The following is a 14579-nucleotide window of genomic DNA, read 5'->3' on the forward strand; positions in this document are numbered from 1 at the left end:
CCGCGGGCCGGGCGGCGGGCGGGACGAGCCGGGCGGCGGGCCCGGGAGTCTGCCACCCTGGAGCCATGACCAACGAAGCCTCCATGCGTGCCGTGCAACAGCAGACCCTCGGTGAGCCGGACGTCCTCGCCGTCGTCGACCTCCCCCGTCCCACTCCCCGCACCAACGAGGTCCTCATCCGCGTCGAGGCCGCCAGCGTCAACCCCACCGACTGGAAGCACCGCGCCACCGGCGGATTCATCGGCGAGCCGCCGTTCGTCCTGGGCTGGGACCTGTCGGGCGTGGTCGAGGAGGTCGGCATCGGCGTCGCGCGGTTCTCCCCCGGCGACGAGGTGTTCGGCATGCTCTCGTACCCGTTCGGCCACGGCGCCCACGCCGAGTACGTCGCCGCCCCCGCCGCCTGGTTCGCACCCAAGTCGGCCTCGCTCGACCACGTCCAGGCCGCCGCGCTGCCGCTGGTCTCGCTCACCGCGTGGCAGGCGCTCGTCGAGAACGCCCGGATCCAGCCCGGCCAGCGCGTCCTCATCCACGCGGCCGCCGGCGGGGTCGGGCACGTGGCCGTGCAGATCGCCAAGGCCCGCGGCGCCCACGTGATCGGCACCGCCAGCTCGGAGAAGCACGACTTCCTGCGGGAGATCGGCGTGGACGAGCCGATCGACTACCGCGAGGTGGACATCGCGGAGGCCGTCTCGGACGTCGACGCCGTGCTCGACACCATCGGCGGCGACACCTCGCTGGCGTCGCTGCGCACGCTGCGGCCCGGCGGGATCGTCGTGTCGATCCTGCCCGTCGGCTCGGACGACCTCTACCGCGAGGCCGAGCGGCTCGGGGTGCGGGCCGTCCGGATGCTGGTCGACGCCTCACGCCACGACCTGATCTCGATCACCGAGCTCGTCGAGCAGGGGTCGCTGCGGGCGACGATCTCGGAGGTCTTCCCGCTCGAGCAGGCCGCCGAGGCGCACCGCCGGGGCGAGACCGGTCGCACCACCGGGAAGATGGTGCTCACCACCGGCCGGTACTGACACCCGCCGGGGGCCCCGGGTGAAGGCCTGCGTAGGACCAGCAGCGGCCGGACGGCAGGACTACTCGGGGAAGCCGTCGAGCACCGCCCGGCTGCCGCTCAGTCCGAGCCGGGTGGCGCCCGCGGCGATCATCACGCGGGCGGTGTCGGCGTCGCGGATCCCGCCGGACGCCTTGATGCCCAACTTCCCGCCCACCGCGCGGTGCATCGCCTCGACCGCGCGCACGCTCGCGCCGCCGGCGGGGTGGAAGCCGGTGGAGGTCTTGACGAAGTCGGCGCCCGCGCGCGCGACGGCGTGGCACAGGGCCTCGATCCGCTCGTCGCCCGCCTCGTCCCCCAGCGCCTTGTGGATGGCGGCGGTCTCGAGGATCACCTTGATCACCACCGGAGGCGGCACGGCGTCGCGCATCGCCAGCACGTCGGCCATCACCTCGTCGACGAGGCCCGCGATGGCGGCGCCCACATCGATCACCATGTCCACCTCGGCGGCGCCCTGGTCCACCGCGAGCCGGCCCTCCATCGCCTTGACCAGCGAGTGGTGCTTGCCTGACGGGAACCCCGCGACCGTGGCGACGACCTGCTGGCCGGGCCGCACCGGCAGCATCGCCGGGCTCACGCACACGGCCTTGACGCCCAGCTCGCGGGCCTCGTCGAGGCAGGCCTGCACGTCCTCGCGGGACGCGTCAGGCGAGAGCAGGGTGTGGTCGATCATCGAGGCGACGCGGGCGCGGGTGAGCTGAGCGGTCGGAGTGGCGTCCATGCGGGCCAGCCTAGCGGGAGCCGCCGATGCGCCTGGTGGCACAATGGACACCCATGTCACGACGCTTCGTCCTCACGCTGGGCTGCCCCGACCGCATCGGTATCGTCGCCCGGATCGCCACCTTCCTCGCCGAACTGGGCGGGACCATCATGGAGGCGGCGTACCACGCGGACGAGGACACCGGCTGGTTCTTCACCCGCCAGTCCGTCGACGCCGAATCGATCGGCATGGAGATCGACGAACTCCGCCGTCGCTTCGAACGGGTGGCCAGCGAGCTGGGACCCGAGGCCGACTGGCAGATCTCCGACTCGTCCGAGCCGAAGGACGTCGTCATCCTGGTGTCCAAGGAGGGCCACTGCCTCCACGACCTGCTGGGCCGGGTCGAGAGCGGTGACTACCCCGCCCGCATCCGTGCGGTGATCGGCAACCACGACAACCTGCGGGGAATGGCCGAGGCGCACGGCGTTCCGTTCCACCACGTGCCGTTCGCGGCCGACCCCGCCGAGCGGGGCCCGGCGTTCGAGCAGGTCGCGGCGCTCGTCGACGACATCGACCCGCACGCGATCGTCCTGGCCCGCTTCATGCAGGTCCTGCCGGACGACCTGTGCACCCGGTGGGCCGGTCGCGCGATCAACATCCACCACAGCTTCCTGCCCAGCTTCGTCGGCGCCCGCCCGTACCACCAGGCGCACGTCCGTGGTGTGAAGCTCATCGGCGCGACGTGCCACTACGTGACGGCCGACCTCGACGAGGGGCCCATCATCGAGCAGGACGTCATCCGCGTGGACCACACGGCGACGGTGAAGGACATGGTGCGCCAGGGCCGCGACGCGGAGAAGCTGGTGCTGGCCCGCGGCCTGCGCTGGCACCTCGAGGACCGGGTCCTGGTGCACGGCGCCCGGACCGTGGTGTTCACCTAGGCCGATCGATGAGCGGCCGTCCGACGGCGCTCACGTCGCTCAGCTCTTGGGGAAGCCGTGCCTGTCGGTGAGCAGGGTCTGGGCGGCGGACAGGAAGATGAGCCGGGCGGCCGCGCCGGCGCGCGGCAGGATGCCGGTCACCCGTCTGACGATGGTCGACTGGTCCATCCCGGCGTCCTTCATGGTCTGCACGAGGACGTCGATCGCCTCGGCCGCGGTGCTCTGCCCCTCCATGAACAGGTGGCCGATCTTGTCGATCCCCTCCTCGCCGACCCCGAGCACGATCAGCTCACGGAACATCTCCAGCATGTAGCGGTCGGCGAAGAAGTGGTCCGCGGCGGCCGAATCGCTGACGAGGCCGATCGACTCGCCCCGGTCGAGCAGGTGCTCCGGTAGCTCGAACCCGGCGACCGCGTCCACTCCCCCTCGCGGCAGTCGCCGGCGCCCGCCGTTGGAGCGGCGAGTCGGCCGGACCGCTTCCAGCTCGAGGAGCTCCGTAAGTGTGAAGCCGTGCCGTTCGGCGATGAACAACTCCTCGATAGTGGCGAACGTGTAGCCGCGGTCGAGGAGACGCAGGATCTGCGCGAGGCGCCGCTTGTGGTCCGGCCCGTAGAAGGCGGTGCGTCCACGCCGGACGGGCGGGGGCAGCAGACCGCGCTCCTGGTAGACGCGAATGTTTCGCACGGTGGTGCCGGAGTCCTCGGCCAGTTCCTCGATCCGCTGCAGCGGCCCGGCCTCCGGCGTCTTCACCTGCGTCGACCGCCGACCGCGGGACGCACGTCGGCGAAGAACACGCCCACGGCCACCATCGCGATGATGCTGAGGAAACCGAGCGGCCGGATGGCGAAGAGCAGGGCGGCGACAGCGCAGATGGCGATCCAGGCCGGCTTGGGCCACTTCCCCTCGACGGAGTACGCCGAGGCGGGCGGCAGCGCGGCCAGCACGAGCCCGGCCAGCGCCCATACGACGAGCGCGCCCTGGATGATGAGCTGGACAATTCCCCACGTGCCGGTAAGCGTGTCAATCACGGGTCCCAGTGTAGTGGCCGGGTCGGACACGACCGCGCGGCGATGTTCACACCCGTCCGAGACGCGAGGCGCCCCGGCCGGCTCGGAGAGGGAGCGGGCCGGGGCGGGCGGTGCCTAGCGCGACCGGGCGCGGGTGCCTATCGCGTCAGGGGCGATCGGTGCCGGCGGGCGGCAACGGCGTGTCCGCGGTGGTCAGCGCCGGGTCGTTGTCGGCGAGCTCGACCGGCGAGGGCGCGTCCGAGTCCGAACCGGCCGGCTTCGAGTCGCTCGCCTTGGCCCCGGTCGGCGTGGTGGCGGTGGGCTTGCCGCCGGTGGGCTTGGCGGTGGACTTGGCGGTGGACTTGGTCGCCGTCGACTTCTTGGCGGTGGTCTTGGCCGCCGCCTTCGCGGCCGCGGCCTCATCGGCCGTGGGCTTGGCGGCCACCGGCTTGTCGGTGGTCGTGGCCGCCGCCTTCTTGGCCGGGGCCTTCTTCGCGGGCGCCTTCTTGGCCGCCGCCTTCTTGGCCGGGGCCTTCTTCGCCGGCGCCTTCTTGGCCGGGGTCGTGCGGGCCTCGACCTCCGCGGTGCTGCGGGCGACCTCGGCGGAGACCGTGGAAGCGGCCTCGTCGACGCGGTCGGCGGCCTTGTCGGCGGTCCGGTCGACCCGATCGGCCACCTCGTCGACGCGCTCGGCGGCCGTGTCGGCGGCGTCGCCGGCGGACTCGGCGGCCTGGCGGGCGGCCTTGGAGACGCGTCCGGCGGCCTTCACGCCGATCGACCGGGTCTGGCGCGCGACCGTGCCGAGGACCTCCTCGCCCAGCTCGCGCTGCTCCTCGACCGCGCCGGCGGCGCGGGCGACCTGCTCGTTGACGCGGGCGAGTCCGGCCTCGAGCTGCGGGTTCTCCTCACGGAGTCGGCTCACGACGTCCTCGCCGCGGGCGGCGAGTCCGCCGTAGATGCCGGCGGCCACCTGCACGTACGCGTCGGCGACCTTGCGCAGTTCCTCGGGGCGGAAGCGGTTGACCAGCTCCTCGACCTCCGCGGGCAGCGACTGGACGCGCTCGGGCACCTCGCTGACGCGCTCCTGGGCGCCGGTCACGCGCTCGGTGATGCGGTTCTGCACGTCGGAGACGCGCTCGGTGACCCTGGACTGGGCGTCGGAGACGGCGTCCTCGGCGCGGCGGCGCAGGTCGTTCACGAGCCCGGAGACCGCCTGGATCGCGAGGTCATTGGCCCCGACGTAGGCGTAGACCGGGGTCCGCACGGCGGCGATCGCCTGGCCGAGCGGGCCGCCGACGGCGGCATCCCGGGAGGCGTCGGCGCGGGTCTCTTCGGCCTTGGACGTGGACTTCTTACCGGTGGTCTTCTTGCTCATGTCGACTCCTCGTTCGTGTCGTGCGGTGTTCTCATCTGCGGTGTCACGTGGCCCGGCGGGCCGCCGTCGGCAGGTCCCGGATCAGGGGACGTCGACGACCTGGTCGGCTGCGGTCGCATTGTTCGCCAGGAACGACTCGTAGATCTCCACGAGCACCTCCCTCTGTCGCTCTGTGAGGTCCGGGGCGGTGAGGATCGCGTCCCTCACCGGGCTCCCCTGCTTGAGCTCGAGGATCCCGGCGCGGGCGTAGAGCACCTCCGCGGACAGCCTCAGACCTCGGGCGATCTGACCCAGGACCTCGGCGGACGGCTTCCGCAGCCCGCGTTCGATCTGGCTCAGATACGGGTTGGAGACGCCGGCACGCTCCGCGAGCTGCCGGATGGACACCTGGGCGGCCTCCCGCTGGGCGCGGATGAACGATCCGATGTCCTGCGAGTCGGACGAACGGCGGTCGCCGTCGACGAGCGCGGTGACATCCGTGTGGCGCGGCACCTCACCCGTCGGCTTGTTACGGCGTGCGAGGGTGGCTGCTGTCGGCTCGTCTGCCGGTACGCCGGATCCCGTGACCTCGCGCGGGGGTCCGCCGCGTTCAGCACCATCGTGTGCGGCCATGGAGTCACCTCCCTCCGCCGTTGCGGCCAAACCGTTCGTCTCTCCTCGGCTGCCCCCAACGCTAGCAACTAGTGCTAACTCCAGCAAGCGCCATGTGTACGACGATCCCGTGGGATGGGTCACAGAAGGTCTCAGAAGAGCAGCTCGGTGGCCGCGTGGATCGCGAACCCGGCCAGGGCCCCGACGACCGTGCCGTTGATGCGGATGAACTGCAGGTCCTTGCCGGCGAGCAGCTCGATCTTGTCGGAGGCCTCGTCGGCGTCCCAGCGTTCGACGGTGTCGGAGATGATCGAGGTGACCTCGCCGGCGTAGTTCTCCGCGACGTAGCGCGCCGTGCGGGTCATGTAGTCGTCGAGCCGCGAGCGCATCTTCTCGTCACCGACGAGCATCTCGGCGAGGCGGCGCAGGAGGTCGTCGATCTTGACCCGCAACGTCGAGGAGGTGTCCTCGGTGGCCTCGACGATCATCCGCTTGGCGGCCGACCACGCCGACCCGGCGGCGCGGCGCACCTCCTCGCGGTTCATGACCTCGTGCTTGAACGACTCGAGCTTGGCCATGGTGGACGGGTCGTGCTGCAGGTCGCGGGCGAAGTCCTCGACGAACCCGATCAGCGCCAGGCGCACGGCGTGCTGCTTGTCGACCTTGATCTGCCACGTCCACTCGCGCAGCTCGCGGTAGGCGCGGTCGGAGAGCAGTTCGTTGACGAACTGGGGGGCCCAGGTGGGCGCCTTCTCGCGGACCCAGCGGTCGATCGTCTCGGGGTGCGCCTCGACCCATTCGTGGGCCCGGTCGGCCATGAGGTCGAGCAGCGGCAGGTGGCGGCCCTCGTCGAGGAGTTCGGCGAGGATGCGGCCGGCGGGCGGACCCCACTCGGGCTCGGCGATCCGGGCCACGATGGTGCGTTCGATGATCGCGACCGCGTCCTCGTCGCGCAGCACCGCCAGGACGGACCGGATGGCCTTGGCGGCCTGATCGGAGGCGAGGGCGCGATTGTCGGTCTCGGCGAGCCACTCGCCGGCGCGCTCGGGGATGCGGGCGCCGCGGACCTTCTCGCTGACCATCTCGGGATCGAGGAAGTTCTCCCCCACGAACCCGCCGAGCGAGGTTCCCAGCTGGTCCTTCTTGCGGCGGATGAGTGCCGTGTGCGGGATGGGGATGCCCAGGGGGTGGCGGAACAGGGCGGTGACGGCGAACCAGTCGGCCAGGCCGCCGACCATCCCGGCCTCGGCGGCGGCGCGGACGTAACCCACCCAGGAGGACGCGCCGTTGTGCAGTGCGTATTCGGCGACGAGGTAGATCACCCCGGCCACGACGAGGAACCCCGTCGCGACCATTTTCATGCGACGGAGGGCGGACCTCCGCTCGGCGTCGGTCGCCGGGTCACCCGCCTTGAGCGCGGGTCCCCCGGCGGCGACCACCGGGTCGAGCGTCAGTGGGAGTCCTCGCGGCCGTGCTTACGGAAGCCGTACATGCACACGAACAGGCCGATGAGGAACACGACGGTGGTGGCCACGACCGCGGCGACCGCCATGCCCAGCGAGACGCCGGCATCCTGCGTGTAGTAGCCGATCGCGGTGATGGGCAGGCCCAGCATGCTCATGCTCAGCAGGATGATGGCGGACCCGACGTAGATCTCGGTCGAGTACAGCGGGTAGATGGGGGCGACCTTCGTCGCGTACTCCGGGTAGTACTCCTCGACGATGGCGGCACCAGTGTGCTCGAGCGTCTGACCGGCCATGATGTCGTCCTCTTTCGTCAACTACCGATCCCGGGCGCGTGTCCCGGGACTTGCTCTGCCCCGATCTTATTAGACCCCGGCTCCTGCCGGGCAACCGCCCGTCGGATCCGACGGGCCGCGGTCACCAGGTTCCGCAGGCTGGGCTCCAACTGCCAGGTGTAGCGGCTCTTGAGCCCGCCGTCGGGCACCGCCCACAGCCTCTCGACCCCCACGGCGTCCACCGCGCGCAGCAGCCGCTCGTGCAGCAGGTCGATGTCCGGCACGAACCCCGAGCGCGACTCGTACACGCCGGGCGCGACCTGTCGGGTCAGGGTGTGGTCGGTCAGGGCGTCCAGCACCCACTCGATCGAGCGGGTGGCCACGATGTTGGTGACGTCGGCGTCGAGCTCCTCGATCGCCTCGGTCATCACCTGCAGCGACGAGTACGTCATGTGGGTGTGGATCTGCGTGTCGGGTCGCGCGCCGGCGGAGGCGAGGCGGAAGGTGCCCACCGCCCAGTCGAGGTAGGCGCGCCGGTCGGCACCGCGCCGCGGCAGCAGTTCGCGGATGGCCGGCTCGTCGATCTGGATGATGGCCGTGCCGGTCGCCTCGAGATCGGCCACCTCGTCGCGCACCGCCAGCGCGAGCTGCGTGGCGACCTCGGGCAGCGCGAGGTCGGTGCGGCAGAACGACCGCGCGAGCATCGTCACGGGCCCGGTGATCATCCCCTTGACCGGCCGGTCAGTGAGCGACTGCGCGTAGCCCGTCCACTCGACGGTCATCGGGGCGGGCCGCGCCACGTCCCCGTAGAGAATGGGCGGCCGCACGCAGCGCGAGCCGTAGGACTGCACCCAGCCGTGGCGGGTGGCGGCGAACCCGTCGAGCAGTTCGGCGAAGTACTGCACCATGTCGTTCCGCTCGACCTCGCCGTGGACGAGCACGTCCAGCCCGATGTCCTCCTGCAGCCGGATCACCGAGGCGATCTCCGCCCGCAGGTAGTCGCAGTACCGGGCGTAGTCGATCCGCCCCTCCGCCAGGTCGCGGCGGGCCCGCCGGATCTGCACGGTCTGCGGGAACGAGCCGAGGGTGGCGGTCGGGAGCGTCGGCAGACCCAGCCTGCCGGCCTGCCGGGGGGCCCGCTCGGCGTAGGGGACGCGGACCTTGTCGTCGTCGTCGACCCGGGCGGTCCTCGCGCGCACATCCTCGCGGCGCGCGCTGGGCAGTACCGGCAACCGGCGCCAGCGCGGCGTGGGGCCGTCCTCGAGGGCGTGCGCCAGCGACACCACCTCGGCGACCTTCTGTTCGGCGAAGGCCAGCGAGTCCACGAGCTCGGCCGGCAGGTCGGTCTCGGCGTGTACGTCGTACGGCACGTGCAGCAGCGTGCACGAGGTCGACACCACCACGTCGACGAACACCGCACGCAGCTCGCGCAGGTAGTCGAGCGTCGCGAACTTGTCCGTGCGCCACACGTTCTGGCCGTCCACCACGCCGGCGTAGAGGCGCTTGGCGGCCAGGCCCGGCACGACGGCGAGCTCGGCGGCCGTCCGCCGCCCGTGGACCAGGTCCAGGCCGATCGCCTCGATCCCCGTGGCCGCCAGCGCGGGCAGCGCGTCGCCCAGGTCGCCGTACTCGCCGGTGACGAGGATCCGCGGCCTCGCCGGCACCGCGGCGAGCCGGTCGAAAGCCCCGCGCAACGCGGCGATCTCGTCCGGCGTGCGCTCCATGGTCATGCAGGGCTCGTCGAACTGCACGCACGTCACACCCGCCTCGTCCAGCACGCCGAGCAGCGCCTCGTACTGCTCGAGCATCCGGTCGAGCAGGTCGAGCGGCGCGAACCCCGGCGCGGCGTCGGGCGAGGCCTTGCCGAGCAGCAGCAGCGAGACCGGACCGGTCACGACAGGCCGGATCTCGAGCCCCAGCTCCCGCGCGCGGACGACCTCAGCGAGCAGCTCGCCCGGCCGCAACCCCAACTCGGAGGCCTCGTCGAACTCGGGCTGGCGGTACAGGTAGGAGGTCCCCTGCAGCGGGACCAGTTCCAGCGGGGGGACGTCGGCGCGGCCGCGGGCCAGGGCGAAGACCGTGTCGACGGGTGTGAGGTCGCGGGTGAGTTCGCGGAAGCGGGCGGGGATCCCGCCGACGAGCAGGGCGTCGTCGAGGATGTGGTCGTAGAAGCTGAAGGTGTTGCCGGGGATCTGCGTGAGGCCCTTGGCGACCAGGTCGTGCCAGGTGGCCTCGCGGAGGCGACGGCCGGTGGCGAGCAGCTCGGTGCGCGTGCCGTCGCCGTGCCAGTACCGTTCGAGCGCGCGTTTGAGCTCGCGGCGCGGCCCGATACGCGGGTAGCCCAGGACCGACGAGGCGCGCGTGGGCTCGAGGTGCGGCGGCGACGGGGCCACCGCCGAGGGTGACCGGGCCGACGGGGGCGACGACGACGAGGTCATCTCAGCGCGCGGCGCGGGCCATCGCCCGGGGCACGGGATAGCTGTGGAACCCCTGGCCCGTCTTCCGACCCAGCCGGCCCGACTCGACCATGCTCACGAGCAGCGGTGGCGGTGAGTACAGCGGCTCGCCGAATTCGGCGTGCATCGCCTCGGCGATCACCTTGACCGTGTCGAGCCCCACGTGGTCGGCCAGGGCGAGCGGCCCCATGGGGTGGGCGCAGCCGAGGACCATGGCCCGGTCGATGTCCTCGGCGGTGGCGTGGCCGGACTCCGCCATCCGGATCGCGGAGAGCAGGTACGGCACGAGCAGCGCGTTGACCACGGCCCCGGCGCGGTCGGCGGAGTGCACGACCTGCTTGCCGAGGACCTGTTCGGCGAACGCCTCGGCACGGTCGCGGACGGCGGCGCCGGTCTCGGGGGTGCTCACCAGCTCGACCAGCGGGAGCACGGGGACGGGGTTGAAGAAGTGCATGCCGAGCACACGCTCGGGGCGGGCGGTGCACCCGGCGAGGGTGGCGACGGGGACGGCGGAGGTGTTGGTGGCCAACACGGCCCCCGGGTCGGTGACGATCTCGTCGAGCTGCCGGAAGACGGCCGACTTGGCGGCGGAGTCCTCGACGACCGCCTCGATCACGAGCTGGCGGTCGCAGAAGTCACCCGGGTCGGTGGTGAAGCGCAGGCGCAGGGCGGCCTGTTCGCGCTCACGTTCGGTGATCTTCCCCGAGGAGACGCCACGGTCGAGGGACTGCAGGATCCGGGTGCGGCCGGCGGTGGTGAGCTCGCGGGTGGACTCCCACACGAGGACGTCCACGTGGGCACGCGCGCAGACCTCGGCGATGCCGGAGCCCATCTGCCCGGCCCCCACCACGCCGACGCGGGTGATCCGTCCCGCGTCCGTCGCGGCGTCGCGGCTGCTGCTCATGGTGTCCTGGGTCCTTCGATGAGGAGGGTCGTGAAGGGGCGCGCCGGCCCGTCCGCCGGTCCGCGGCGGGGTGAGCGCCAGAGACGACCGAGGGCCGGGCCGCCTCGTCGAGACGGCCACGGCCCCCGGTTGTCACGTCATGTCAGCGAGCCGATCTCGGATCAGCTCGGGTCACCGGCCGGATCCACGTCTCAGTGGAACTGGCCCTCCTCGGTGGAGCCCTTCAGCGCCGCGGTGGACGTGTTGGGGTCGACCGTGGTGGCGATGAGGTCGAAGTAGCCGGCGCCGACCTCGCGCTGGTGCTTGACCGCGGTGAAGCCACGCTCCTTGGCGGCCGCGAACTCGCGCTCCTGCAGGTCGACGAACGCGGTCATCTGGTTGCGGGCGTAGCCGTAGGCCAGGTCGAACATGCCGTAGTTGAGCGAGTGGAAGCCCGCCAGGGTGATGAACTGGAACTTGAAGCCCATCGCGCCGAGCTCCTTCTGGAACTTGGCGATGGTGTCGTCGTCCAGGTTCGCCTTCCAGTTGAAGGAGGGCGAGCAGTTGTAGGCCAGCAGCTGGTCCGGGAACTCGGACTTGACGCCCTCGGCGAACTTCTTGGCGTACTCGAGATCCGGGGTGCCGGTCTCCATCCAGATCATGTCGGCGTACGGGGCGTAGGCCTTCGCGCGCTCGATGCAGGGCTCGATGCCGTTCTTGACGTGGTAGAAGCCCTCGGCGGTGCGCTCACCGGTGATGAACGGGCGGTCGCGCTCGTCGACGTCCGAGGTGATGAGGGTGGCGGCCTCGGCATCGGTGCGGGCGATGATGACCGACGGGACGTTCGCGACGTCCGACGCCAGGCGGGCCGAGGTCAGGGTGCGGATGTGCTGTTTGGTCGGGATGAGCACCTTGCCACCGAGGTGGCCGCACTTCTTCTCCGACGCGAGCTGGTCCTCCCAGTGCACACCGGCGGCGCCGGCCGCGATCATGGCCTTCTGCAGCTCGTAGGCGTTCAGGGCGCCACCGAAGCCGGCCTCGGCGTCCGCGACGATCGGGGCGAGCCAGTTCTCGACCGAGGTGTCACCCTCGATGCGGGCGATCTCGTCGGCGCGCAGCAGGGCGTTGTTGATGCGACGGACGACGGTCGGGACCGAGTTGGCCGGGTACAGCGACTGGTCCGGGTAGGTGTGGCCCGAGAGGTTCGCGTCGCCGGCGACCTGCCAGCCGGAGAGGTAGACGGCCTCGAGGCCCGCGCGGATCTGCTGCACGGCCTGGTTACCGGTCAGCGCACCGAGGGAGTTGACGAAGTCCTTGGTGTTGACCTTCTCCCAGAGGATCTCCGCGCCACGACGGGCGAGGGTGTGCTCCTCGACGACGGTGCCCTGCAGCTCGGCGACCTGCTCGGCCGTGTAGTTGCGGGTGATGCCCTTCCAGCGGGGATTGGTGTCCCAGTCCTTCTGGATCTCTTCAGCGGTACGTGCCTTGCCGACGTTCGACATCGCGACTCTTTTCTGTCTCGGGGACGGGTCCGTATTCGCACTCTTGCGAGTTACGGCCCCTTACGACAGACACAATGCCACACTCGCTACGGCGCGTCTACCTGCGGCAAGTGCGAATGTGGCGAGTTTCTTTGCCTTCTTTGCAAAGTTTGCGAAGATTGTGTGGTGCGCCACGGACGGAGAGGGGGAAGCCGATGACGGCCTCACATATGGGGGCGCGACTGCGTCGACTGCGCGAGGAGAACGGCCTGACCCAGGCGGCGTTCGCGCAATCGCTCGGCTTGTCGTCGTCGTACCTCAATCAACTCGAGAAGGACACCCGCCCCGTCACCTCCCGGGTCCTAGTCAAGATCTCCGAAGTCTACGGCGTCGACTCCACGTTCTTCGCCTCCGACTCGGACACCCGGCTCATCGCCGCGGTGACCGAGGCCCTCACCGACACCCAGTTGTCCACCGAGGTCCCCGCCGACGAGGTCGTCGACCTCGTCCGGGCGCACCCCGCACTCGCCCGCGCCTTCATGCTCCTGCACCAGCGCTACCGCAACTCCGCCGACCTGCTGGCCGCGCTCACCGAGACCCGTAACGTGCCCGAGTCCACGGTCGACCGATCCGTGCTGTCCATGCCGCACGAGGAGGTGCGCGACTACTTCTACCAACGGCAGAACTACATCGACTCCCTCGACACCGCGGCCGAGGACCTCACCACCCGCATCCGGCTCAACCGCGGCGACGTGCGCGTCGAGCTCGAGAACCGCCTCGCCGAGGCCCACGGCGTGCGCATCTCCCGCCGCGTCGACCTGCCCGACGGGCTGTGGCACCGCTACCTCACCGACGAGCGGCGCCTCGAGCTGTCCGCCCACATGACTCCGGGCCAGCAGGCGTTCCGCGTGGCCTCCGAGCTGGCCTTCCTCGAGCACCGCGACCTGCTCGACAGCCTCGTCGAGGAGGGTTCGTTCAGCTCCCCCGCCGCCGTCGCGCTCGCGCTGCGCGGCCTGGCCAGCTACTTCGCCGCCGCCGTGCTCATGCCCTACCAGCGCTTCCTCGACACCGCCGAGGACTTTCGCTACGACATCGAGCGCCTCATGGCCTTCCACGCCACCGGCTACGAGACCGTCTGCCACCGGCTGTCGACCCTGCAGCGGCCGGGCGCGGCGGGCGTGCCGTTCAGCTTCGTGCGTGTCGACCGCGCCGGCAACATGTCCAAGCGCCAGTCCGCTTCCGGGTTCCACTTCACCACCTCGGGCGGCACGTGCCCGCTGTGGAACATCTACGAGTCGTTCTCGTTCCCCGGCAAGATCATGCGGCAGGTCGCGCAGATGCCCGACGGCCGGCTGCACCTGTGGGTCTCGCGCACCGCCACCACCCGTCCGATGCGGTTCGGGCAGCCTCGCAAGACGTTCGCGATCGGGCTGGGCTGCGAGGCCCGCCACGCGCACCGCACCGTCTACGCGCAGGGGCTGGACCTCGACGACGTCGACGCCGCCACCAAGATCGGCTCCGGCTGCCGCATGTGCGACCGTCCCGCCTGCCCGCAGCGCGCCTTCCCGCCGCTCAATCACGAGCTGCGCGTGGACGCCCACCGCTCGTCGCTCTCGCCGTACCTCCTCGGCGAACCCGCCTCCGCCGGGTCCGCGCCTGACCTACCCTGACGGCCATGACCCAGTCGAGCAGCGACGACAGCAGCGCACGCAGCGACAGCGTACGCAGCGACAGCGCCCCCGCCGCCACCGGCGGATCCGCGCGTATCCGTCCGGGCGGGTTCCGCGAGCTCGGCCCGTTCGGCTGGGCGGTCAACCGCATCGGCGCGCGCGTCACCGACTCACGCGACGTCCACCTGTTCGCCACGCTCGGCCGCGCCCGCCGCCTCTTCCCCGCCTGGCTCGCCTACTCGGGGATGATGATGCCGTTCGGGATCCTCGACCGCCGCACCACCGAGCTCGTGATCCTGCGCGTGGCCCACCTGCGGGGCAGCGTGTACGAGCGGGCGCACCACGAGCGCATCGGCGCGCGGGTGGGACTGGACGACGACGAGATCGCCCGCACCACCCGCGATCCCGCCTCCGCGGGTTGGCCGGACCGGCTGGAGGTGCTGCTCACGGCCGTCGACGAGCTGGTGCGGACGAAGGACGTGTCCGACGAGACGTGGTCCGCGCTCGCCGAGTACCTGAACCCGGGTGAGCTGGTCGCGCTGGTGCAGTTGGTCGCACAGTACGACGGCCTGGCCACCTCCCTGCGGGCGCTGCGCATCCAGCCGGACCGCCCCCGCTGACGCCGCCCGCCTCCACGATCCGCCCCCCCGGATTACACTTCGCTCCTCCGAAATCGA

At 71.2% G+C, this 14579-nt stretch carries 14 protein-coding genes; 4 read left to right on the plus strand and 10 right to left on the minus strand.

The genetic code is table 11. The features are described from left to right. Nucleotides 1-65: 65 nt before the first annotated feature. Nucleotides 66-1022: an NADP-dependent oxidoreductase gene (locus VYL96_RS13465; protein ID WP_131885393.1), complete on the plus strand. Its 957-nt coding sequence runs from the start codon at nucleotides 66-68 to the stop codon at nucleotides 1020-1022. Nucleotides 1023-1082: 60 nt separating this feature from the next. On the opposite strand, the gene deoC is transcribed toward VYL96_RS13465, so the two are convergent. After that, entirely contained in the window at nucleotides 1083-1781 is a 699-nt protein-coding gene (gene deoC / locus VYL96_RS13470; protein ID WP_131885394.1) for a deoxyribose-phosphate aldolase, read from the minus strand. A gap of 53 nt (nucleotides 1782-1834) precedes the next feature. Between deoC and purU the strand changes: the two genes are divergently transcribed. Beyond that, the gene (gene purU / locus VYL96_RS13475; protein ID WP_007628017.1) at nucleotides 1835-2701 is read left to right on the plus strand and encodes a formyltetrahydrofolate deformylase; all 867 of its coding nucleotides are present in this window, start codon (nucleotides 1835-1837) and stop codon (nucleotides 2699-2701) included. A gap of 39 nt (nucleotides 2702-2740) precedes the next feature. Here purU and VYL96_RS13480 read toward each other — a convergent pair whose 3' ends face one another. From VYL96_RS13480 to aceA, 9 genes are all read right to left on the minus strand, one after another. After that, the gene (locus VYL96_RS13480; protein ID WP_007628019.1) at nucleotides 2741-3451 is read right to left on the minus strand and encodes a MerR family transcriptional regulator; all 711 of its coding nucleotides are present in this window, start codon (nucleotides 3449-3451) and stop codon (nucleotides 2741-2743) included. Further along, on the minus strand, nucleotides 3448-3729 hold the full coding sequence (locus tag VYL96_RS13485) for a DUF2516 family protein (RefSeq protein ID WP_131885395.1): 282 nt from the start codon (nucleotides 3727-3729) through the stop codon (nucleotides 3448-3450). The genes VYL96_RS13480 and VYL96_RS13485 overlap by 4 nt, the downstream gene beginning before the upstream one ends. Before the next feature lie 145 nt (nucleotides 3730-3874). After that, nucleotides 3875-5083 carry a hypothetical protein gene (locus VYL96_RS13490; RefSeq protein ID WP_131885396.1) on the minus strand — a complete coding sequence of 403 codons (1209 nt, stop codon included), beginning with the start codon at nucleotides 5081-5083 and terminating at the stop codon, nucleotides 3875-3877. An 81-nt stretch (nucleotides 5084-5164) separates the two neighbouring features. Continuing rightward, nucleotides 5165-5575, minus strand: a complete 411-nt coding sequence (locus VYL96_RS13495; protein ID WP_061915358.1) for a helix-turn-helix domain-containing protein — start codon at nucleotides 5573-5575, stop codon at nucleotides 5165-5167. 251 nt (nucleotides 5576-5826) lie between these two features. After that, the gene (locus VYL96_RS13500) at nucleotides 5827-7113 is read right to left on the minus strand and encodes a DUF445 domain-containing protein (RefSeq protein ID WP_207913542.1); all 1287 of its coding nucleotides are present in this window, start codon (nucleotides 7111-7113) and stop codon (nucleotides 5827-5829) included. A gap of 11 nt (nucleotides 7114-7124) precedes the next feature. Next, the gene (locus tag VYL96_RS13505) at nucleotides 7125-7454 is read right to left on the minus strand and encodes a hypothetical protein (protein WP_329437687.1); all 330 of its coding nucleotides are present in this window, start codon (nucleotides 7452-7454) and stop codon (nucleotides 7125-7127) included. Further along, on the minus strand, nucleotides 7451-9850 hold the full coding sequence (gene metE / locus VYL96_RS13510) for a 5-methyltetrahydropteroyltriglutamate--homocysteine S-methyltransferase (protein WP_243699627.1): 2400 nt from the start codon (nucleotides 9848-9850) through the stop codon (nucleotides 7451-7453). The genes VYL96_RS13505 and metE overlap by 4 nt, the downstream gene beginning before the upstream one ends. A gap of 1 nt (nucleotide 9851) precedes the next feature. Beyond that, on the minus strand, nucleotides 9852-10772 hold the full coding sequence (locus tag VYL96_RS13515; RefSeq protein WP_131885399.1) for a 3-hydroxybutyryl-CoA dehydrogenase: 921 nt from the start codon (nucleotides 10770-10772) through the stop codon (nucleotides 9852-9854). Nucleotides 10773-10963: 191 nt separating this feature from the next. After that, entirely contained in the window at nucleotides 10964-12253 is a 1290-nt protein-coding gene (gene aceA / locus VYL96_RS13520; protein WP_131885400.1) for an isocitrate lyase, read from the minus strand. A 194-nt stretch (nucleotides 12254-12447) separates the two neighbouring features. Here aceA and ramB point away from each other — a divergent pair, with 194 nt between their 5' ends. Both ramB and VYL96_RS13530 read left to right on the plus strand, forming a co-directional pair. Further along, a complete protein-coding gene (gene ramB / locus VYL96_RS13525; RefSeq protein WP_131885401.1) occupies nucleotides 12448-13902 on the plus strand; it encodes an acetate metabolism transcriptional regulator RamB in 1455 nt (484 codons plus the stop codon). A gap of 5 nt (nucleotides 13903-13907) precedes the next feature. Next, nucleotides 13908-14522 (plus strand): carboxymuconolactone decarboxylase family protein, encoded by a 615-nt coding sequence (locus tag VYL96_RS13530; protein WP_243699628.1) that lies wholly within the window; start codon nucleotides 13908-13910, stop codon nucleotides 14520-14522. The last annotated feature ends 57 nt before the right edge of the window (nucleotides 14523-14579 follow it).

The organism is Dietzia maris, assembly GCF_036287335.1.
GTDB classification, from domain to species: domain Bacteria; phylum Actinomycetota; class Actinomycetes; order Mycobacteriales; family Mycobacteriaceae; genus Dietzia; species Dietzia cinnamea.